The organism is Sphingobium sp. SCG-1, from assembly GCF_002953135.1.
Classification (GTDB): Bacteria; Pseudomonadota; Alphaproteobacteria; order Sphingomonadales; family Sphingomonadaceae; genus Sphingobium.
Window position 1 is genome coordinate 2,831,476 of record NZ_CP026372.1, and the last position, 18,756, is coordinate 2,850,231.

18 protein-coding genes and 1 tRNA gene are annotated in these 18,756 nt (G+C 59.8%); 11 read left to right on the top strand and 8 right to left on the bottom strand.

Annotated elements, in window-relative coordinates; genetic code table 11:
• Positions 1-29: 29 nt before the first annotated feature.
• Positions 30-1,508 carry a M48 family metalloprotease gene (locus C1T17_RS12890; RefSeq protein WP_104953787.1) on the top strand — a complete coding sequence of 493 codons (1,479 nt, stop codon included), beginning with the start codon at positions 30-32 and terminating at the stop codon, positions 1,506-1,508.
• A 67-nt stretch (positions 1,509-1,575) separates the two neighbouring features.
• Here the strand turns inward: C1T17_RS12890 and C1T17_RS12895 are convergent, their stop codons facing one another.
• Together C1T17_RS12895 and C1T17_RS12900 are read right to left on the bottom strand one after the other, a co-directional pair.
• Entirely contained in the window at positions 1,576-1,734 is a 159-nt protein-coding gene (locus tag C1T17_RS12895) for a Flp family type IVb pilin (RefSeq protein WP_104953788.1), read from the bottom strand.
• Between the two features lie 210 nt (positions 1,735-1,944).
• Positions 1,945-2,130 carry a Flp family type IVb pilin gene (locus C1T17_RS12900; RefSeq protein WP_104953789.1) on the bottom strand — a complete coding sequence of 62 codons (186 nt, stop codon included), beginning with the start codon at positions 2,128-2,130 and terminating at the stop codon, positions 1,945-1,947.
• Between the two features lie 63 nt (positions 2,131-2,193).
• Between C1T17_RS12900 and C1T17_RS12905 the strand changes: the two genes are divergently transcribed.
• Complete coding sequence (locus tag C1T17_RS12905; RefSeq protein ID WP_189338345.1) at positions 2,194-2,619, top strand: (deoxy)nucleoside triphosphate pyrophosphohydrolase; 426 nt, start codon at positions 2,194-2,196, stop codon at positions 2,617-2,619.
• A 12-nt stretch (positions 2,620-2,631) separates the two neighbouring features.
• Here C1T17_RS12905 and C1T17_RS12910 read toward each other — a convergent pair whose 3' ends face one another.
• Positions 2,632-3,540, bottom strand: a complete 909-nt coding sequence (locus C1T17_RS12910; RefSeq protein ID WP_104953790.1) for a class I SAM-dependent methyltransferase — start codon at positions 3,538-3,540, stop codon at positions 2,632-2,634.
• 21 nt (positions 3,541-3,561) lie between these two features.
• On the opposite strand from C1T17_RS12910, the gene C1T17_RS12915 reads away from it, so the two are divergent.
• The 6 genes from C1T17_RS12915 to C1T17_RS12940 all read left to right on the top strand — a co-directional run bounded on the left by C1T17_RS12915 (position 3,562) and on the right by C1T17_RS12940 (position 7,048).
• On the top strand, positions 3,562-4,317 hold the full coding sequence (locus C1T17_RS12915; RefSeq protein ID WP_104955209.1) for a ComF family protein: 756 nt from the start codon (positions 3,562-3,564) through the stop codon (positions 4,315-4,317).
• A 48-nt stretch (positions 4,318-4,365) separates the two neighbouring features.
• A complete protein-coding gene (grxC, locus tag C1T17_RS12920) occupies positions 4,366-4,623 on the top strand; it encodes a glutaredoxin 3 (RefSeq protein ID WP_104953791.1) in 258 nt (85 codons plus the stop codon).
• A gap of 4 nt (positions 4,624-4,627) precedes the next feature.
• Entirely contained in the window at positions 4,628-5,458 is an 831-nt protein-coding gene (locus C1T17_RS12925; RefSeq protein ID WP_104953792.1) for a carbon-nitrogen hydrolase family protein, read from the top strand.
• Positions 5,455-5,928 carry a DUF1178 family protein gene (locus tag C1T17_RS12930; RefSeq protein ID WP_104953793.1) on the top strand — a complete coding sequence of 158 codons (474 nt, stop codon included), beginning with the start codon at positions 5,455-5,457 and terminating at the stop codon, positions 5,926-5,928. Before C1T17_RS12925 ends, C1T17_RS12930 begins: the two co-directional genes overlap by 4 nt.
• A gap of 51 nt (positions 5,929-5,979) precedes the next feature.
• Positions 5,980-6,056, top strand: a tRNA-Arg gene (locus C1T17_RS12935).
• Positions 6,057-6,385: 329 nt separating this feature from the next.
• Complete coding sequence (locus tag C1T17_RS12940; RefSeq protein ID WP_317617047.1) at positions 6,386-7,048, top strand: ROK family protein; 663 nt, start codon at positions 6,386-6,388, stop codon at positions 7,046-7,048.
• A gap of 51 nt (positions 7,049-7,099) precedes the next feature.
• Here the strand turns inward: C1T17_RS12940 and C1T17_RS12945 are convergent, their stop codons facing one another.
• Positions 7,100-10,201 (bottom strand): TonB-dependent receptor domain-containing protein, encoded by a 3,102-nt coding sequence (locus C1T17_RS12945; protein WP_411269192.1) that lies wholly within the window; start codon positions 10,199-10,201, stop codon positions 7,100-7,102.
• Positions 10,202-10,441: 240 nt separating this feature from the next.
• Positions 10,442-10,600, bottom strand: coding sequence for a hypothetical protein (locus C1T17_RS21345; protein WP_189338346.1), 159 nt, complete (start codon positions 10,598-10,600; stop codon positions 10,442-10,444).
• Between the two features lie 275 nt (positions 10,601-10,875).
• Between C1T17_RS21345 and C1T17_RS12950 the strand changes: the two genes are divergently transcribed.
• Entirely contained in the window at positions 10,876-11,571 is a 696-nt protein-coding gene (locus tag C1T17_RS12950) for a helix-turn-helix transcriptional regulator (RefSeq protein ID WP_104953794.1), read from the top strand.
• 96 nt (positions 11,572-11,667) lie between these two features.
• On the opposite strand, the gene aspS is transcribed toward C1T17_RS12950, so the two are convergent.
• Positions 11,668-13,449 (bottom strand): aspartate--tRNA ligase, encoded by a 1,782-nt coding sequence (aspS, locus tag C1T17_RS12955; protein ID WP_104953795.1) that lies wholly within the window; start codon positions 13,447-13,449, stop codon positions 11,668-11,670.
• 124 nt (positions 13,450-13,573) lie between these two features.
• Between aspS and rnd the strand changes: the two genes are divergently transcribed.
• Complete coding sequence (gene rnd / locus C1T17_RS12960) at positions 13,574-14,767, top strand: ribonuclease D (RefSeq protein WP_104953796.1); 1,194 nt, start codon at positions 13,574-13,576, stop codon at positions 14,765-14,767.
• A gap of 3 nt (positions 14,768-14,770) precedes the next feature.
• Entirely contained in the window at positions 14,771-15,061 is a 291-nt protein-coding gene (locus C1T17_RS12965; RefSeq protein WP_104953797.1) for an I78 family peptidase inhibitor, read from the top strand.
• 12 nt (positions 15,062-15,073) lie between these two features.
• Here C1T17_RS12965 and C1T17_RS12970 read toward each other — a convergent pair whose 3' ends face one another.
• Positions 15,074-16,594 (bottom strand): Ppx/GppA family phosphatase, encoded by a 1,521-nt coding sequence (locus C1T17_RS12970; RefSeq protein WP_104953798.1) that lies wholly within the window; start codon positions 16,592-16,594, stop codon positions 15,074-15,076.
• A 3-nt stretch (positions 16,595-16,597) separates the two neighbouring features.
• Positions 16,598-18,739: an RNA degradosome polyphosphate kinase gene (locus C1T17_RS12975; protein WP_104955211.1), complete on the bottom strand. Its 2,142-nt coding sequence runs from the start codon at positions 18,737-18,739 to the stop codon at positions 16,598-16,600.
• Positions 18,740-18,756 lie beyond the last annotated feature (17 nt).

The window sequence follows — 18,756 nt, forward strand, 5'->3', positions numbered from 1 at the left end:
GTGGCGATGAGAGGCTACAGGAGAAGTTGATGCGCAGAGGGATGAAGATAGCCGGTTGCGGGATCATCGCGGGGGGAATGCTGTTTGTGCTTCCTGCGGCGGTAGGGCAGCAGCGTGCGATCTCCACCGCATCCTCCATCAGCGCACAGGACAAAGCCGACGGCGCGAAGGCGCATCCGCAACTGTTGCAGGAGTTTGGCGGTGCCTATGCCGGACCGCAGGCGGCTTACGTCACGACGGTCGGGCGCCGAATTGCGGTGCAGTCGGGACTTTCCAATGCGCAGGGTGATTTTACCGTAACTCTGCTCAATTCGCCCGTAAACAACGCTTTCGCGATTCCCGGCGGCTATATCTATGTCACGCGCCAGTTAATGGCATTGATGAACGACGAAGCGGAACTTGCCGGCGTCTTGGGCCATGAAGTTGGTCACGTCGCTGCTCAACACAGCCAGCGTCGGCAGAAGGCGGCGTCTCGCAATGCGATAGGCGGCACATTGCTTCAGGTGCTGGCCGGCGCGGTGCTCGGCGACTCGGGTCTGGGCAACATTCTGCAACAGGGCATCGGCACAGCCAGTCAGGCGCTCACCCTGAAGTTCTCCCGAAGCCAGGAATATGAAGCCGACGACCTTGGCGTGCGCTATCTCGCCAGCGCTGGATATGATCCGAGAGCGCTCTCTTCGACGTTGGCGTCATTGGCAGCGCAGAACGCTCTGGACCAGCGCCAGAAGGGAGACAGCCGGTCGGTTCCCCAATGGGCGAGCACCCATCCCGATCCGGAGGCGCGAGTCTCGCGCGCCTTGCAGCGGGCGCAGGCAACCGGCGCCGCCAGCACTTTGCGTAATCGCGATGCCTTCCTGACGGCGCTGAACGGCACGCTTTATGGCGATGACCCGGAACAGGGCGTGATCGACGGCAACATGTTTCGCCATCCAGCCCTTAAGCTCTCCTTCTCCATTCCAAGCGGATACGCCATGGAGAACGGCTCCAGCGCAGTTAGCATAACCGGCGCGAACGGTCAGGCTCAGTTCTCCGGCGCAAGCTATAACGGCGACATGCGCGCCTATATTGGATCGGTGTTCCGCGGCATCGACAAGAACGCCGCGCTGGATGCCGACGCAATTCAGCGCACGACGATCAACGGCATTCCGGCAAGCTACGCGGTCATCAGCGCCAATGCTAAATCAGGTCCGGTGGACGTGACGGTCTTTGCCTATGAATTCGGTCCAAAAGCCGCTTATCACTTCGTTATGATAACGCCGTCGGGCGTTGGCGCAGAACCGTTCGAGCCTATGCTTTCGTCGGTGAAGCGCCTGAGCGCACAGGAAGCCGCTGCCATCAAGCCGCGCCGCGTTAGCATAGTGACAGTGAAAGCAGGCGACACCGTCGCTTCCCTGGCGGCCAAGATGGCTTACACCGACCATCGCGAGGATCGCTTCCGGGTCATAAACGCGATTGCCACGGGCGGCACGGTGCGACCCGGCCAAAAGGTCAAGATCGTCACCTACTGAGCGCAAACAAAAAAGGGCGGCAGGATCATCCCTGCCGCCCTTTTTCTTCAAATTACCAATCCGGCAATTAGAGCTTGTTACCAACGTTGTTGAAGGTGTTGGTCAGCTTCGAGCCCATGCTGGACATCGCGGTGATGGCGGCAACCGCGATCAAAGCAGCGATCAGGCCGTATTCGATAGCCGTCGCGCCTTTGTTGTTCTTGATCATCTTACGAAAATGCATCATGTCGTCTTCCCTTCATTATCTGGTAGATGGGTCAAATATCTACCACTTCCGAACAACTCAAAAGCTGTTGGGGTTTTTATGAACTGTCGTCCAACTCATCATCCGAACACGTTCAGCTAAGTGAACGGATAACGCCTCAACAATCTCGTTTTATGATGTCAGGGTTTCAAAAGTTTTAACGCGATGATCCTAATTGTCAGAAATCTATAGTTAATGCGCGCTAACTTCATTTGAGACATTGTTCCACATATTCATGGTTTTCGTTGCTACTCCTTGGAGTGCAACTATCATCCCGAGTACGATCATCGCGCAAATTAGCCCATATTCTACCGCAGTCGCGCCGCGCTCTGAAGCTGCGAGAGCCGAGCGAAAGAAATTCCGGACAATGCCGCGCACTATGATCCCGCCTGTTGCCGTGGCCAGCCTCACGTGTAAGGCATTGTGCGTTAATAGATTGTTATGATGATGCCCGAAAAACCCCTGCCCGCTTCTCTCCTGCACGTCGTCGCCGTCGCCCTGGTGGATGCTGACGGGCGTGTCCTGCTGCAAAAGCGGCCGCCCGGCGGCTCCCTAGCCGATCTCTGGGAATTTCCGGGCGGCAAGATCGAGCCTGGCGAGACGCCTGAAGCGGCGCTTGTGCGGGAGCTTGAGGAGGAACTGGGCATTTCCACTCACGCAAGTTGCCTCGCTCCCGCCGCCTTCGCCAGCGAGCCTCTAGGCGATCGCCACCTCGTCATGCTGGTCTACGTCTGCCGGAAGTGGTCGGGCATACCCGAACCGCGCCATGCGACAGCGTTGCAATGGCTCCGCCCGGCGCAAATGTATGATGTGCCGATGCCGAAAGCCGATCTGCCACTCATCGGACTGCTCGACGCCTTGCTCTGACGAAACGACGCGCTAGTCGCGTCGTTTCGGCTTCAACGCCTCCGCCAGCGAGACGGTAGCACTGCCTCGCCTTGCAGGCGCCGCTTGGCTGGGATCGGGCTTCCACCCCGATAGATAGGCAATCGCAAAACGCTCTGCCGTTTTCCCGTCAGCATCCGCCGCCTTTAGGAAAAGCGTAGCGGCATGGCTCAACACTGCCCGGCTCAGCATCGGCGGACGCGATAGAAGGACATTGGAAGCCCCCATGCCGCGCAGATCGTCAAGCAGTCCAAAGATGCTGCCATAGCGGACGGTAAGAGTATCTCCATCCGCAACGGGCATTGTAAAGCCTGCACGGCTCAAAAGGTCGCCCCCGGCACGCACGTCCACTTGCGGATGAATATGCTGCCCAGCGCGATCCCCTTCCGCCCCCAGAAGCACCGCCCGCAGAACGGGCAAAGATCCCGCTCCCGCAAACGCACCAAGCAGCAATCCATCGGGCCGCAGTATCCGCTGCATCAGCAAGAGTGCGCCCGGCAAGTCGTTCACGCTCTCCAACGTGCCGCACGCCACGATAAGATCGAAGCTGTTATCGGCGAACGGCAAGGCATCCTCGTCGGCCTGCACGCCTCCCACAGCGGCGGCATTCACATGACCCGAATCCGTGCAGACAACACGCTTGCCCAACGCCCGCAGTCGGGACGGGAGATAATCGTCCGGACAACCGACCACGAGAACATCAACCAAATCTCGCTTCACATCCGCCAGCCGGTCCAGCAACTCCTCGGCCATGTGCCGGTACAGGAAGTCGTGCGCCCCGAACTTATCGGCTGCACGATCCCGCCGGATCGCCCGGGTTCGCCGGTCGAAAATTTCGTGAGAGGGAGACTGCTGCGACACTGAAACTACCAATATGCTGAAGCGCACCTTGTGCTCCGCCATTCGCTCGTGGACAAGAGCGTGATGCAGCTAATTACGCGCCCCGTTCTCAGATTGCTGCGCCCGGTGATGGATTACGCTCTCCCCCCGCGATGCCCCGGCTGCGGCATCATAGTCGAAGACGACGATCGCTTTTGCCTTCCATGCTGGAGCAGCATGACGTTCTTGGGCGAGCCCTGTTGCGATCGCTGCGGCATACCGTTTCCCTACGATATGGGTGCGGATGCCCTGTGCGGCCCTTGCTTGGCCAATCCGCCGTCGATCGACCGGTCCCGCGCCGTACTCGCCTATGGCGATCTTGCCCGCACGGTAGCTTTGAAACTGAAATATGGGCGCCGCATAGGGCTGTCGCGACTCATCGCGCAGCAGATGGTGCGGCATGTTCCGCTGGATGCTGGCGAGAATGTGCTGATTGTCCCCGTCCCTCTCCATCGCTGGCGGTTGTGGTGGCGTGGATTCAATCAATCCGCCCTCATCGCTGGTCAGTTGGCCAGGGCCACAAGCATCTCGGTGAACAGCGAGCTGCTGGTCAGAACCAAGCGCACACCCCCGCTGCGAAACCTTAATCCGATGGCCCGTAAAAAGATCGTGCGAGGCGCGTTCGCGCTGAGCGCAAATGCCAAAGCGCAGTTAAAAGACAGGGACATTATCCTGATCGACGACGTTCACACTAGCGGAGCCACGGCGGAAGCCTGCGCTGCGGCACTGCGCAAAGGCGGAGCGCGTTCCGTCATGCTGATTTGCTGGGCGCGCGTCCTGCCGGATGCTCCTGACGATTGACAATCCCGGACTTGCCCCCAAATCTGCTGGCAAAGGAGTTAGTTTTGAATGGCGCATGTTGAAATCTACACGAAAGCCTTTTGCGGCTACTGCGCACGCGCCAAGTCGCTGCTGGGCAAAAAGGGCGTCGCTTTCGAGGAGTATGACATTACGATGGGCGGACCGAAGCGCAGCGAGATGCTGGAACGTGCCCAAGGAGGCGCGACTGTTCCCCAGATATTCATAGACGGCACGCATGTCGGCGGCAGCGACGATCTCGGACGATTGGATCGTGAGGGTAAACTGGACGCATTGCTGGGAATTTAGACCGGTGCGCGCAGCCTTATTCCAGATGACGAGCGGCATTGATCCCGCCGCCAACGCCGATGCGATCGTCGATGCTGTCAGTGAAGCCAAGGAAGGCGGGGCGGACGTGCTCTTCACGCCGGAAATGGCGGGCTATCTCGACCGCGACCGAACGCGTGCGGCGCAACTTGTCACGACAGAAGGTGACAACATCGTTCTCACGCGCGTACGAGAGGCGGCTGCGAAAGCCGGAATCTGGGTCCATCTCGGCTCCCTTGCATGTGCAAGCGATCGCGAAGATGGCCGCTGGAGCAACCGATCCTTCATGATCGAGGATAGCGGCACCATCCGCGCGCGCTATGACAAAATCCATTTGTTCGACGTCGATCTTGCCACCGGCGGATCGTGGCGGGAGTCGGCGGTCTATGCCCCCGGCGAGGACGTCGTAGCAGTCGATACGCCATGGGCGCGCATGGGACTTTCGGTATGCTACGACCTGCGATTCCCGGATTTGTATCGCGCGTTGAGCGACGCCGGAGCGACAGTGTTGCTCGTTCCCGCAGCGTTCACCGTTCCCACCGGAGACGCGCATTGGCATATATTGCTGCGCGCCCGCGCGATCGAAGCGGGCGCGTTCGTCATCGCGTGTGCGCAAACGGGCCAACACGCCGATGGGCGTATCACCTATGGTCACAGCCTTGTCATCGATCCCTGGGGAGACGTGATCTGCGACCTTGGCCAAACGTCGGGCCTGCAACTTGTTGACATCGATATGGATCGCGTCGCAGACGTCCGTTCGCGCGTACCGGCAATCGCCAATCGCCGCAGGATAGCGGAAACGGTGACGCTCGCATGATAGTGTTTGATTTGAAATGCACCCCTCACGATCATCCGTTTGAGGCTTGGTTCGGATCATCCTCGGATTATGAGGATCAGCGCAGCCGTGGCCTCCTGACCTGCCCCCTGTGCGGCAGCGCAGACATCGAAAAGGCGCTGATGGCCCCCGCGATTCCGGCAAAAAGCAACAGCCGCAAGAGCAAGCCCGACCAGCAGATCGTGATGACGCAAGGGCCGCAGGCCATTGAAGCCACCAAGGCGCGCGCCATCCTGGAGCAGCTCGCCAAGGCACAGAGTGAAGCGCTTAAAGACTCGCAATGGGTCGGCCGCAAGTTCGCCGATGTCGCCCGCGCGATGCATTATGGCGAGCAGGACCACAGCAGCGTCCATGGCGAGGTCGCGCCGGATGAAGCCAAGGCGCTGATCGAGGAAGGCGTGCCCGTCGCGCCGCTCCCCTTCCCTGTCGTCCCGCCAACGGAACAGAATTGAGCCAAGCCCAAGTTGACCAACCGCCAGCCGCGTCATAGATGCACCTATGGCGCACCCGTAGCTCAGCAGGATAGAGCATCAGATTCCTAATCTGGGGGCCATGGGTTCGAATCCCGTCGGGTGCACCATCCTTGCTTCTGTTCCTCGCTGATCGCGGCCGGCGGTGACTGACTTGTAATGCCTCGTCCGGTGATGCACACCTTTGCCGGATGAGCGACAGGACGAAGTCGGACGAACTTATCGCCGGCGTTGAACTCGGCGGCACCAAATGCATTGCGACGCTCGCGCGCGGTCGCACGATCCTGCGGCAGGAGCGCTGGCCGACAGGCACGCCCGCCACGCTCGACCTGATCTCCGCTACGCTCGCGAATTGGCATCGTGAAACGCCGTTCGCGGCAATCGGCGTTGCCAGTTTTGGCCCCATAAACCTTGACCCTGCCCGCCCCATTTCGGACGCATGGGCAGCACGCCCAAGCCTGGCTGGAGTGGAATCGACGTCTACCAACATTTTGCCAGCCGGTTCGACGTGCCGGTCGGTATCGACACCGATGTGGCGGGTGCGGCGCTGGCGGAGGAGGAATGGGGCGCATCGTCCGGCTGCACCGTCCATTGCTATGCGACGGTCGGCACCGGCGTGGGCCTCGGCATTGTAGTGGATGGCAAAGCCGTCCACGGAAGCCTCCATCCGGAAGCCGGACATATCCGCATCCGCCGCCAGCCGGGCGACGCGTTCCCCGGCGCCTGCCCGTTCCACAGCGACTGTCTTGAGGGACTTGTCGGCGGCCCTGCACTGGCCGCCCGTGCATCAGTGGCATTGGCCGACATAGCCGACGATCATCCGCTGTGGGATCAGGTTGCCGCCGATCTTGCGGAATGGACCGCTATGTTGGTCCTCACCCTGTCCCCGCAGCGAATGGTCTTCGGCGGCGGCGTGATCCAGTCCCGCCCCGCTATTATCCCGAAGATAAGAGCGCGCGTAGCGACAATATTGAATGGCTATCTGGAAGGCTGCTCGGCGGAAGAATTGAAAGACCGGATCATCCCCTCGCAACTCGGCAGCGACATCGGTCCGCTCGGTGCAGTAATTTTGGGAATACGCGTGATCGACAAAAGCGGCTGAAACAAAGAAGGGCGGCTCGCAACGAACCGCCCTTCTCTATTGATACATCGATCAGAATGTGAAGCGCGCGCCCGCCCGGAAGGAGCGCCCGTAGATGCCGGTGCCGCCCTGCACCGGATTATAATTGTTCGCGCCATAGGTCACCGGATCGATCGGCGGCAGATCGTCGAAGACGTTGAGGACGTTTACATAGAAGGTGAAATTGTCCGTCGCCTTGAAGCTGCTGGACAGATCGACTGTGATGTAGGCCGGCACATCGCACTTTACGAACTGCGCGGAGAGCAACCCGCAATCGCCAGATTGCGTGCCCTGATCCTCAGCCGACAGATTGTACCCGCCGAAATATTCCGCCGTGGCGCTGATCGTCCACTTCTTCCACTCCAGCGTGTTTTGCCAGTTGCCATGCCATTCGGGCGTGCCGGACCCGGCGGTCAGGTTGAAGTTGCCCGAGGTGCCTTCATAGGATTCCGTCGTACCATCGGGGAAAGAGGTGCTGAGATTGATGATGTAACTCGCTTCCACGGCGGATGTGAAGCGGATGTCCGGCCCCAGATCGAATTGCGCCCGTGCCGCGAAATCCAGTCCCTCCGACCGGATCGTGTTCGCGTTGATGAGTTGCGACTGCACGAAGGCGACGCGCGGCTGCGCCCCCGGAAAGTCCGGTGCGGCGGAGTCGGGAATGACGGTATAGCCCTCCGGTATCGCCAGTCCGGAGTAATAAGCCGCCAGTGCAGGACTGTTGCTGGGCGTGGTGATAGCCCCCGTCTTCTTGATGTTGAAATAGTCGACACTGAAGGTGAGATTGCGGATCGGCTCCACAACCACCCCTGCGGTATAGCTCGTCGACCGTTCCGGCCTCAGATTGGGGCTGGCTAGGGTGGTCTGGCCATAGCTCGCGCTGTTGATGTACGTCGGGCAACTGCTGAACGTCGCTATCGAGCAGCCATATTGCGAGAGGTAGGAATCGTTGTAGAGCGACTGCGCCGCCGTCACGAAGCCGGTCGTCGGGATGGCATTGGCTTCCGCAAAGCTCGGAATGCGGAAGCCGCGGGACCAGGTGCCACGGACCGACACTTGGCGGATGGGCGTGAATTTCGCCCCTACCTTCGGCGAGAATGCGTGCTGGCCACTGGAATAATCGTCGTATCGGCCAGACGCGTTGATCTCCAGTTGCTCAATGACCGGCGCATTCAGTTCCGCATAGGCCGACCGGACGGTACGATGCCCGCTGGTGCCGAAGGCGTTCAGGACGAAATAACGCTGCGTCGGACCGTTGGGGTCGGGGTTAGCACTCGGCGCGTCGATCGCTTCGTAACGGATCGCCAAGCCGCCACCGATCTGCAGCGGGCCGCCCGGCAAGTCGAATATGCGTCCGCTGATAGTAGCCTGTAGCCCGTAAAGTTCCGAGTTTGATTCTGTATTGTTATCCGGCGACAGATAATCGAGCACCGCCTGACTGTTCGCATAAGGGTTCACGAAATTATAGCTGCCGTCCGAAATCACGTTCAGCAGGTTCTGGATGTAGACATATCCATTCTGCGTCCGCCGCAGGTCGGTGCGCATCGCGACGCCGTTCACTGAGAAGTCCCAATCGTCGAAGATTGTCCCCGTCACTCCGGCGGCTGCGCGATAGGTGCGGCTGCGGGTTTCGTTGAACTCCTGAATATTGGGAATACGCCCCAAAATGCGCGCCACCTGTCCTGTAGCGGCGAAAGGATTGTTGGGATTGAGAGTGGCGTTCGGGTTACCCGCCGTGCAATTTGGATCGGGCAGATTGTTGATGAGAGGGCAGACGTAGACCGGCAACGCCAGCACCAGCGACCCCACTGCATTCGCACCTCCGGCCGGAGCGGCAGTGCTGAAGCGCGGGAAGTTGATGCCCGTCGGCCCATTGCGGCGGATACTGGCAGGCAAACCGCTATAGCTGACGTTGCTTTGCAGGAAATTCGCCTGGAAGAACGCCTCTATGTTGTCGTTGATGCGGCCAGTCGCGCGGAAGGACGCCCCCCAACGTTCGATATTTGGGGAAATGACGCCGTATTGCGTAATCAGATCGCCTTGGCACACCGTTCCCGGCGAACGAGGATCGTCGGCAAATTCGGCAGCAGTAAGCGTATAGGGGGTCTCGCCTGCTATGCAGCCCGCCGTCGGATTGAGGAACTGATAGCGCGCCGTCTCCGCAGCATTAGTCGGACCCGCAGGAGCGACGAAGAAAGTCGTGGCGAACAGACTGGCATCGGTCGTCGTGGAGAAACCCGAATAGCCCTGGCTCGCCGGATTGATCGATCCGCCGTTCGGCCCGATCTGCGGGCCGCAAACGCCATCGCGGCAAATGCCCGATTGGTTCTGCGAGTTATACGGATAGCGACGGTCACGATTGAACAAGGCTTCCTGATTGAAATAGAAGCCGCTGAGATAGGCATTGAACCCTTGATCGTTCAGATCGCCCCAACCGACGGTCAGACTGAGGCGCTGGTTCGCCGCGTCACCGCGCTCGCTAATGCCAGCCTCGACCCGGCCCGATATGCCGGTAATCTGCTTCTTGGTGATGACGTTGACCACGCCCGCGATCGCATCCGCGCCATAAGTGGAGGACGCTCCGTCGCGCAGCACTTCCACGCGATCCACGATATCGTCGGGAATAGTGTTGAGGTCGACGAAGTTGCGTGTCGCGTCGTCTGCCAGCGGATAATAGGCCGCCCGCTGACCATCAAACAGCACAAGCGTGGAATTGGTGCCAAGCCCGCGAAGCGACACGGCCGAAGCGCCCGCTGCGAATGCTCCGTTGGCGGAGAAGGCGTTAGTAAGAGCAGGGCCATTGTTCGATGCGAGCCGCTGGATTGCCTCCTGCGTCGTATTCACGCCCCGCTGCTCGATGGCTTCCGCCGTCACCACAGTGATCGGCGACTGCGTAGCGCTGGTGGTCTGCCGCAGGATCGAACCGGTGACGACGATCGCGTCCTCTTCGCTCGGCTGCGATGAATTCGTCACCGGCGCGGGTTGCTGATCGGCGGGTAACTGCGTGTCAGACTGCTGCGCCGCCGCGCTTTGCGCTGCTGCCGGTGGAGCAAAACCTGTTCCTATTAGCGCGAAAACGGAAAGGGCCGTGCTTCCACGGAGCCAACAGCGCGTAATGCCAAATTTATGTATCACATCATGTCCCCTTAAGCGTTTGGGTCACACCTCGCCTTGCTCGGCGAGATGATCGAAAAACGCAGGGACGCAGGGATGAGACGCTTATGGTCCCGGCAACCTAGCTTTGGTCGACCGTCGCTTTTTCCGGGTTCTGTGATGGAAACGCCACACTATTACGCTGCGTGGAGGCAATGTCGTTAGAGCTGGAAGCGTCAGAGCAGATACGATCCGAAGATCAACAGGTACGTCGCGCCCGCTTTAGAACAAATACCAGAATAGCGCGAAGGCCCCGGCATAGCCGATCAGCAATGCGACAGGTCCGGCAACACGCGACACCATATGTGTCGCGTCTTCTATTGGATCGGCTTTGGCCGGTAATTCCGCATATTTCCTGAATGGAGAAAAAACGTGCTTCATTAGATTTCCCGGCACCCCCATGCGAGACAAGACAACGCAGATGTGCCGAAAAATGTGCTTTAACGCAACATATTTTGCGTTTAAGGCACGTGCATTATAGTCATAATGCATGGTAAGCTAAAATCACCTTGCAGTATAAATACTTAGACGAATTTACCATCCATAATGGCGGTACTTTTCACAAATAGATCAGGTTTGAGGGACGCGTAAATTGCGATCCAACCTCAAGATAGACAGTGGAGGATGCGGATCAGTTGATGGCCCGCGTTTGAGATATGGCAGATATTGAACAGGAAAAAGCACGGCAACTCATTGGCCGGATTGTTAACGCAACGAGCCTCTCGGTGACAGAAATCGCGCGCAAGGCGGGTCTTTCACCGTCTACATTGACGCGGATCTATCCGGAATCGACGGTGAACTACACACTTTCGACCCGGACGTTGGCGAAAATCCGAACAGCCTTCCCCATTGCGGAAGATGGTGACGTAATGGGCCGCGTCGCCGATCAAAGGCAAGCGTTTGCACCCCAACCCGCGCCGAGCCTCTCCGTCTACGTCCTTGGACCGCTGGACGACCCTTCGGTGGGAGAGCAACTCTCCGTGCCCGCCGAATTCGAGCTTTACAGCGCCGATCTTGAGGACATCAAAATCAAGCAGACGACGCAGTTCGAGCTACGGGAAAAGGACCGCTTCGTCGCCGCCTATATGCCCGGAGACGCCATGGAGCCGCGGTTCCGGGCCGGGGAAATGGTCCTGATCGACAAAGTCCGGCCTGCATCCATCGGTGGCGACGTGTTCGTAGAACTGACGAGTGGTGAAGGCCCGGCGGTTGTAACCATAGCCAAGCTGACGGAGCGCGATCGCAACCAGATCACATTGCTTCAGCACCGCTACAAAGCCGAAATCAACATCCACCGCAGCCGCGTTGAGAATATCTACCCAATCGTCGCGCTATTTGAAGACCGCTTCTGACACGAAGAAGGAGCGGACCTGTACGATCCGCTCCTTCTTCGATTTCTGGTTTTATGCCTCTACTTCACCGTCGGCTTCCGCCACGGTTGATCGCGTTCATGCCTTCGGTGCAGGCTCCACCACGCGGATGCTGAGTTCGCGAAGCTGTTTCAGCGACACGTTGTTCGGCGCGCCCATCATCAGGTCTTCGGCCTTCTGGTTCATCGGGAACAGCACGACCTCGCGGATGTTCGGTTCGTCCGCCAACAGCATCACCATGCGATCTACACCCGGAGCGGAACCGCCATGCGGCGGCGCGCCGAATTTGAATGCGTTCAGCATGCCCGAGAAGTTCTTCTCCACGTCCTCGGCCGAGTAGCCTGCAATCTCGAACGCCTTGTACATGATGTCCGGGCGATGGTTCCGGATCGCACCGGACGACAGCTCCACGCCGTTGCAGACGATGTCATACTGCCACGCCAGGATGTCGAGCGGGTCCCTCGTCTCCAGTGCCTCCATCTCGCCCTGCGGCATGGAGAAGGGATTGTGGCTGAAATCGACCTTTTTGTTGTCCTCGTCATATTCGAACATCGGGAAGTCGACGATCCAGCAGAATTTGAACACGTCCTGCTCGATCAGGCCCAGCAATTCGCCGGTCCGCGTCCGCGCCGCACCGGCCAGCTTCGCCGCCTGCAATTCCTTGCCCGCCGCGAAGAACACGCCGTCGTTCGGCCCGAGGCCCAGCGCCGCGATCAGCTTTGCCGTGGCTTCCTCGCCATGGTTCTTGGCGATGGGGCCGCCGGGTACGCCATCCTTGATGTTGATGTAGCCAAGCCCTGCGTGGCCTTCGCCGCGCGCCCAGACGTTCATGTCGTCGAAGAACTTGCGGCTTCCTGCGCCAGCGCCCGGAGCTGGAATAGCGCGGATCACGCCGCCGCCTTCGACGATCCCCGCGAAAATGCCGAAGCCCGAGTCGACGAAATGCTCGGTCACATCGGTGATCTCGATGGGATTGCGAAGGTCGGGCTTGTCGCTGCCATATTTCAGCATGGACTCGCGATAGGCGATGCGCGGGAACGGGTAAGGCGTCACTGCCTTGCCGTCCGCGAATTCCTCGAAGACGCCATGCAGCACTGGCTCGATGGCATTGAACACATCGTCCTGCGTTACGAAGCTCATCTCGAAATCGAGCTGGTAGAACTCGCCCGGAGAGCGATCCGCGCGCGCGTCCTCATCGCGGAAACAGGGCGCAATCTGGAAATAGCGGTCGAACCCGGCGACCATCAGCAGTTGCTTGAACATCTGCGGCGCCTGCGGCAGTGCGTAGAACTTGCCCGGATGCACCCGGCTCGGCACCAGGAAGTCACGCGCGCCCTCTGGCGACGAAGCCGTCAGGATCGGCGTCTGGAACTCGGTGAAGCCCTGCCCGATCATCCGGCTGCGCAGCGACGCGATTACCGAAGAACGCAGCATGATATTCTTGTGCAGCCGCTCCCGCCGCAGATCGAGGAAGCGATAGCGCAGGCGGATGTCCTCTGGATATTCCTGTTCACCCGCGACCGGCATAGGCAATTCATGCGCAGAGGACTGCACCGTCACCTTGTCCGCAACCACCTCGATGGCGCCAGTCGCAAGGTTCGGATTGGTAGCCTCCGGCCCACGCGACACCACTTCGCCGTCGATCGTCACGACCGATTCGACACGCAGCCCCTCTAGCACCCGTAGCGCCTCGCTGTCCGCCTTCGCGACGATCTGCGTCAGCCCATAATGGTCGCGCAAGTCGACGAACAGCACGCCGCCATGGTCGCGCTTGCGGTGCACCCAGCCGGAGAGGCGGACATTCGCGCCGACATCGCTCTCACGGAGGGCGGCGCAGTTATGGGTGCGGTAAACGTGCATGGCTCTGTTTTCTTCCAACGCTTTACGGAAATGACAAACCCGTGGATCGGGGCTATGGCCGAATATGTCGAAACCGACGAGCCCGCCAGGGAGCGGGCCAGCCCATAATAAGATCGAAGACCATATGCAAATTCATCCGCTGATCAGCGACAGCAAAACCCTCGCCGAATTCTGCCAGCGCATTGCCAAATCCCCCTATATTGCCGTCGATACCGAGTTCATGCGGGAGAACAGCTATTGGCCCGACCTGTGCCTGTTGCAAGTCGCCGATGACAGGGAAGCGGCGGCGATAGATCCCAAGGCACCGGGGCTGGACATGAAGCCCCTCCTTGATCTCCTCGTCGAGGATCAGGATGTGCTTAAGGTTTTCCATGCCGGCGGGCAGGATCTCGAAATCATCCACAACATGACGGGAAAGACGCCCTACCCCATGTTCGATACGCAGATCGCCGCGATGGCGCTCGGTTTGGGCGAGCAGATCGGCTACGGCAATCTGGTCGATGCATGGCTAGGCATCACGCTCGACAAGGGCGCGCGTTTCACAGATTGGGCACGCCGCCCACTGGACAAGCGGCAGATCGACTATGCCATCGGCGACGTCACTTACCTCATCCAGATTTTTCCGATGATGCTCGCTGACCTCAAGAAGACGGGGCGCGGCGGCTGGCTGGATCAGGAGATGGAGCGGATCAGCGACCCCTCCAACTACGTGAACGAACCCGACGAGGCATGGAAGCGCGTCAGGATCGCCAGCCGCAAACCTGATGTACTCGGCCGCCTGAAGGCGCTTGCGGCATGGCGGGAGATCGAGGCGCAGGACAAGAATCTGCCGCGTGGCCGCATCGTCAAGGACGAAACGCTGGCCGACATCGCTTCCCACCCGCCGCGCACGCAGGACGATCTGGCGAAGGTCCGTGGACTCTCCGCAGGCTGGAAAAGCAACGACATCGGCACGCGCATGATACAGGCGCTAGCCAACGCCAAGCCGCTGGACCGCGACGAAATGCCGGAACGCGATCCTAAAAAGCCGGGTCTCGGCAAGGATGGCGCATTGGTTGCGGACTTGCTCAAGCTCCTGCTCAAAATTCGTGCCCGCGAAATCAACGTCGCCGCCCGGCTTTTGGCGCGCACCGACGATCTAGATGCGCTGGCAGCGGGCGAGCGCGACGGCTTGTCGATCCTGGAAGGCTGGCGTTACGAACAATTCGGGCGCGATGCCGTCGACTTGGTGGAAGGCCGGATGGCGTTCGCGGTGAAGAACGGCAGGTTGCGTATGACGCGGACTGTCGCGATCGCCGACGCCTCTGCGGAGGGCTGAGCCATGCTGAAAATCATCATGCCGCTAGCTTTGTTGGTGCCAATCACCGCTTGCGCGACCGCGCAAAGCGAGCCGCACGCGGCTGGAGATGCAGCCTGTAATGACGCCGCCCTGAGCAGCTTCATCGGCACCAAAGCGTCCGAAGCCTCGGCAGCGGATATGTTGAAAGTTTCGCGAGCACGGCATCTGCGCTGGGCAGGACCAGGGATGGCGCTGACAATGGACTATCGGGCGGACAGGCTGACGGTCAGCTACGATTCCACTATGGGGATTACGTCTGCCCGCTGCGGGTAACGCGCCGGAACGTTAAGCCGCGACCGCCATAGCATATCTCAGCCCAAGCGCCTGCGCCAAACTGCGCAGTCGGCGCTCAACTGCCTCTCCATAAAGATCTTCATGGCGAGCAGGCAGAACCAGCGTCAATGTACCGTCTTCTACATCGAGACGACCGCCGAGCAGCGGCCCCTCGACACCGCCCGATAATCGCTGCCCCAACCGTATCGCCATGCCCCACAGCGCGGCCCGCCGCAGCGCATCAGCCCCGGCAAGGCGTGTCAATTCAGCTGGCGTTTGCGTTCCGCCCCCAAAATTGCTGTGCAGTGCCTGCGCCAACATTGCGCGACCCTCCACATCTATGCCAACCCAGTTGCCGTGTAGCGCGATTTCGACGCCTCGCTCTGAACGAAAATCCGGATTGGCACGCCAGCCGACATCCGCCAGCAAGCAAGCCGCGCGCCGGATGCGCCGCCATTTCTCCCCGTCTTCCAAAAAGAGCGGCGCGATCCAGTTCTCGATAAGGTCGCCGTGGCCGGGGAACCTTCCCTGAGCCTCACCTTCCGCTTCCACGGCAGCCAGAAGCGGATCTTCCAGCCGTATGTCCTTCGGCAGCGCCTCGAACAGCAGGCCTTCCCGCAATCCGTAGGCCGAGACGATGAGCCGGCTGCTTTTCAACTGCCGGACCATGACCGACAGCAAGGCAGCTGCGCCCGGCAAAGTAGGAATACGGCTTCCCGTAAGTGCGGGCACATTCTTCAGGGTTTCGCGATGCATCTGACTGGTCACGCGGACGAGATGCGCTGCCCGTGCCGCTGTCATCTCATAGTGGTGGATAACCGGCAACGCGAAATGGTTGAGGTGCATGTCAAGGCGCGCCAGCGATCGCCACGATCCACCCACGAGGTAAAAGGGAAGCCCCTGCTCCACTGCATCCCAACCGGCCTTCTTCAGCAGTTTCTTGACGTGCCGTTCCAGCGCGCCATTCCCTTTCGCGCGCACTTCAGGGAGCCGCAGCACGCCTAAGGGAAGGGACGTGATCTCATGAACCTGACCGTCGCGAATGCGCACAAGTTCCAAGCTTCCACCGCCCAAATCACCGACAATCCCATTGGCGTGGGGAATAGCGGACAGAACGCCATAGCCGGATGCCGCGCCTTCCTGCGCGCCCGACAGCAGCTCCACATCAAGTCCGATTGCTTTCGCCCTGCGCAACAACTCCGTTCCATTGGTGGCGTCACGCACAGCCGCAGTGGCAACGCAGCGCAAGGAAGCGACGCCCATCTCTTCACAAAGATGTTTGTAACGGGCCAATGCCCCAAGGCTTCGCTTCATAGCGGCAGGCTCGATCATCCCGGTCTTGCCCAGCGACGCGCCCAAGCCCGCCATCACTTTCTCATTGAACAATATGAAGGGGATACGGCGGGGCCCGTCATAAACGACAAGGCGAACGCTGTTCGAACCGATGTCGATTATCGCCGAGCGCGTCTCGACCACGGACGCAGCTTCATCACGAGTTGTAGCGGTGCGCAGGAAAGTCCGGATGGAGGCCATGGATCAGCTACGGCGACGCAGGCTGAGGGTCGGCACCGCATCGCTGCTTTGGACTGATGCTCCACGCCCGGAAAGCGAGGGATTTGTCATGAAGTATCGATGTAAGTTGAATGGGCGATCGCCGGGTTCCAGCCGATGATAACGCCCGTCGCTGTCCAGCTCCCAGCTTTGCTCATTGTCTATGAGGTTGGCCACCATCACCTGATCCAGAACCTGATCGTGCACAGTCTCATTTTCGATCGGCAGCATATATTCCACGCGGCGGTCAAAGTTGCGCGGCATCCAGTCCGCGGAGCTTATGAACACGCGCGCGCCATTATTGGGCAACGGCTTGCCGTTACCGAAGACCGTGATGCGGCTATGTTCGAGGAAGCGGCCGACTACGGACTTCACCCGGATGTTTTCCGAAAGTCCAGGCACACCGGGCCGCAGGCAGCATATGCCCCGCACGACCAGTTCTACCTGAACCCCTGCATTGCTGGCCGTGTAAAGCTTTTCGATGATTGCAGGATCGACCAACGAATTCATCTTAGCCCATATGGTCCCCGGTCGCCCCTCCCGGACATGTCCGATTTCCGCCTCTATCAGGCCGCACAGGCTGTTGCGCAGATCGCGCGGCGACATGATGAGATGTTCAAGATGCTGCGGCTCGACATAGCCGGTAATATAGTTGAACAGCGACGCGGCATCACGGCCAAGACCCGGATCAGCGGTAAAGAAGCTGAGATCCGTGTAAATGCGCGCCGTCACTGGATGATAATTGCCGGTCCCGAAGTGGCAATATGTGCGGAAGTGCTCCCCTTCGCGGCGCACAACCATCGAAATCTTCGCGTGAGTCTTCCAATCTATGAAGCCATAGACCACTTGGACCCCCGCCCGCTCAAGCGCGCTCGCCCATAGCAGGTTCTGTTCTTCATCGAACCGCGCTTTCAGTTCGACGACGGCGGTAACAGACTTGCCCGCCTCCGCCGCATCGATGAGCGCGCGGATGACGGCGGACTGCTTGCCCGCGCGATACAGCGTCTGTTTGATAGCAACGACGTCGGGATCGCCCGCCGCCTGCTTCAGAAACGCGACGACGACATCGAAGCTTTCATAGGGATGATGGACCACGATGTCCTTCGCCCTGATCGCCGCGAAGCAATCGCCGCCATATTCGCGGATGCGTTCCGGGAAACGAGGCGCATAAGGTTCGAATTTCAGATCGGGTCGATCTTCGTCGACGATGCCCGAAAGATCGCCGATCCCCACGAACCCGTCGATCTCCGCGATGATCGATTCGTGGCCCTGGAGCATGTCCTGCAACATTTCCTCAACGGCCGCCGGAATACCCTGCTCCACCTCCAGCCGAATCACGCGCCCGCGCCGCCGCCGTTTGATGGCGCTGCGGAAGTAGCGGACCAGATCCTCCGCCTCTTCCTCGATCTCGATATCGCTGTCGCGGATGATGCGGAAAACGCCGCTGTCCTTGACCTTGTAACCCGGGAACAGCTTGTCGCAGAACCTTCGGATCACGGCCTCCAGTGCGATGTAACGCGCGGGTTCTCCCGGCACGCGGACGAACCGCGCAAGCGTGGCGGGGATCATCACCAACTCGCGAATCGACTGCTTGTCAGACAGGCGCACCAGATCGAAAACGATCGATAGTCCTTGATTGGGAATAAACGGGAACGGATGCGCCGGGTCCAGAGCCTGTGGTGTTAGGATGGGAAATATCTGGGTCAGGAAGTGATTTGCGAGCCAGTCGTCACACTTCTTACCCATGCTCACGTCGCTGCCGATCACTTCGATCCCCACCTCGGTGAGTTCGCCATGAAGCTTGTGCCAGACGCGTTGCTGGGCAGTCATCAGACGGTCCGTCTCCTGCGCGATGGCGATAAGCTGCTGCGCGGGCGTCAGGCCATCGGCGGAACGTAGATCAACATCCTGTAATTGTTGCCCTTTCAAACCCGCGACACGAACGGAAAAGAACTCGTCGAGGTTCGCACCCGATATTGACAGAAAGCGTAAGCGCTCCAGCAGCGGATGCGCGGGGTTCATCGCCTCCTCCAAGACGCGCTGATTGAAACTGAGCCAGCTCAGTTCGCGATTGAAATAGCGTTGCGGCGCGGGGGCCAAGCTTACGGACGGATCGGCTTCGGCCACAAAGGCTTCCTCATCAG

Bases quoted from the DNA above. Each gene is read 5' to 3' on its own strand.
- C1T17_RS12905 (WP_189338345.1), top strand. From the start codon at position 2,194: ATGATGATGCCCGAAAAACCCCTGCCCGCTTCTCTCCTGCACGTCGTC.
- C1T17_RS12890 (WP_104953787.1), top strand. From the start codon at position 30: ATGCGCAGAGGGATGAAGATAGCCGGTTGCGGGATCATCGCGGGGGGA.
- C1T17_RS12970 (WP_104953798.1), bottom strand. From the start codon at position 16,594: ATGGCCTCCATCCGGACTTTCCTGCGCACCGCTACAACTCGTGATGAA.
- C1T17_RS12950 (WP_104953794.1), top strand. From the start codon at position 10,876: ATGGCAGATATTGAACAGGAAAAAGCACGGCAACTCATTGGCCGGATT.
- rnd (WP_104953796.1), top strand. From the start codon at position 13,574: ATGCAAATTCATCCGCTGATCAGCGACAGCAAAACCCTCGCCGAATTC.
- C1T17_RS12910 (WP_104953790.1), bottom strand. From the start codon at position 3,540: ATGGCGGAGCACAAGGTGCGCTTCAGCATATTGGTAGTTTCAGTGTCG.
- C1T17_RS21345 (WP_189338346.1), bottom strand. From the start codon at position 10,600: ATGAAGCACGTTTTTTCTCCATTCAGGAAATATGCGGAATTACCGGCC.
- grxC (WP_104953791.1), top strand. From the start codon at position 4,366: ATGGCGCATGTTGAAATCTACACGAAAGCCTTTTGCGGCTACTGCGCA.
- C1T17_RS12965 (WP_104953797.1), top strand. From the start codon at position 14,771: ATGCTGAAAATCATCATGCCGCTAGCTTTGTTGGTGCCAATCACCGCT.
- C1T17_RS12895 (WP_104953788.1), bottom strand. From the start codon at position 1,734: ATGATGCATTTTCGTAAGATGATCAAGAACAACAAAGGCGCGACGGCT.
- aspS (WP_104953795.1), bottom strand. From the start codon at position 13,449: ATGCACGTTTACCGCACCCATAACTGCGCCGCCCTCCGTGAGAGCGAT.
- C1T17_RS12915 (WP_104955209.1), top strand. From the start codon at position 3,562: ATGCAGCTAATTACGCGCCCCGTTCTCAGATTGCTGCGCCCGGTGATG.
- C1T17_RS12930 (WP_104953793.1), top strand. From the start codon at position 5,455: ATGATAGTGTTTGATTTGAAATGCACCCCTCACGATCATCCGTTTGAG.
- C1T17_RS12940 (WP_317617047.1), top strand. From the start codon at position 6,386: ATGGGCAGCACGCCCAAGCCTGGCTGGAGTGGAATCGACGTCTACCAA.